Consider the following 1,584-nt stretch of genomic DNA (forward strand, 5'->3'; position numbering starts at 1 on the left):
TCGGGCATCGGGCATCGGGCATCGGGCATCGGGCATCGGGCATCGGGCATCGGGCATCGGGCATCGGGCATCGGGCATCGGGCATCGGGCATCGGGCATCGGAAAAATCTCTCATTCCCAATTCCCAATTCGAGCGTGCCCATTGCCCATTAAACAATTGCCGATTGCCCAATGCCCAGTCTTCTTATTCTCTCGGTTCGGGTGTTGAATGTCTCTCAAGAGCAAGTTGAATCAAGCGATCGACTAATTCGGGGAAGGGAATTCCACTTTTAGCCCACAATTGCGGATACATACTCGTGGCTGTAAAGCCTGGTAAGGTGTTGATTTCGTTAATTAATACTTCTCCTGTGGCTTCGACATAGAAAAAGTCCACCCTTGCCAATCCAGCAGCATCAACGGCTGCAAAGGCTTGCAAAGCCATGTCCTGAATTTGACGGGTAACAGAATCTGGCAACTGTGCCGGAATCAGTAAATCTGCTAGACCTTCAGTATATTTAGTTTCATAATCGTAAAAATCACTTTCAAAAGAAATTTCGCCGACGACAGAAGCTTGGGGTTGATCGTTTCCTAAAACGGCACATTCTACTTCTCGTGCGACGACTCCAGCTTCTACTATGATGCGGCGATCGTAACTGGCAGCGTTATCTAAAGCGGCTTCTAATTCTGAACGCGATCGCACTTTGGCAATACCCACCGATGAACCTAAATTAGCAGGTTTGACAAAACACGGATAGCCCAACGTTGCTTCGATTTCATCACACAATTTGGGAAATATACAAGGATTTGACCAAATTTGCGCTCTGGTCAGGGTTACATATTTAACTTGTGCCAATCCCGCTTGAGCAAACGCCATTTTCATGGCAATTTTATCCATACCCAGCGCCGAACCTAACACCCCAGAACCGACGAAGGGAACTTGCATCAAGCTGAGTAATCCTTGAATTGTACCGTCTTCACCGTTGGGACCGTGGAGAATTGGAAACCAAACATCTACCTCGGCAACTTGAGAGGGAGATTGCCAACGGCTAAGATTATTTTTTGTTGTTGATAATAAAGAATTCGCGCTTGGTGTCTCATTTTCCGGTAATTGCGATGCAATACCTGTTGTTAAAACTTGTTGCGGTACATCCCCTGCTAACCAACGTCCATCTTTTTGGATGTAGAAAGGAAGTATTTCGTACTTGTTAACATTTTCTTCTGAACTTAAGGCAAGAGCGATCGCTCGTGCTGAACTAATCGAAACTTCATGCTCTCCCGAACGACCACCAAACAGCAATCCCACCCGCAATTTTGACATTTGCCACACCTCTACACTCCTCAAATGCAGATAGCCTATCATAAGTTGTCGGAGATGGGGGGATGGGGAGATGGGGAGATGGGGAGAGGGGGGGGATGGGGGGAGATGGGGAGAGGGGGAGATGGGGGGAGATGGGGAGAGGGGGGGACGACTTGGGGAGTATTATTCAAAAATTCTCCTTGTCCCCCTGTCCCCCTGTCCCCCTGTCCCCCTGTCTCCTTGTCCCCCTGTCCCCCTGTCCCCCTGTCCCCCTGTCCCCCTGTCCCCCTGTCCCCCTGTCCCCCTGT

At 49.5% G+C, this 1,584-nt stretch carries 2 protein-coding genes; both read right to left on the reverse strand.

Annotated elements, in window-relative coordinates; translation table 11 throughout:
- Positions 1–184: 184 nt before the first annotated feature.
- Positions 185–1,297: a D-alanine--D-alanine ligase family protein gene (locus AABK37_RS41260; protein ID WP_432557157.1), complete on the reverse strand. Its 1,113-nt coding sequence runs from the start codon at positions 1,295–1,297 to the stop codon at positions 185–187.
- A 38-nt stretch (positions 1,298–1,335) separates the two neighbouring features.
- Positions 1,336–1,584 (reverse strand): hypothetical protein (locus AABK37_RS41265; protein ID WP_432557158.1); only part of this gene is annotated, 249 nt, incomplete at its 5' end.

It is taken from the genome of Tolypothrix sp. VBCCA 56010, assembly GCF_050875635.1.
Lineage (GTDB): Bacteria > Cyanobacteriota > Cyanobacteriia > Cyanobacteriales > Nostocaceae > Hassallia.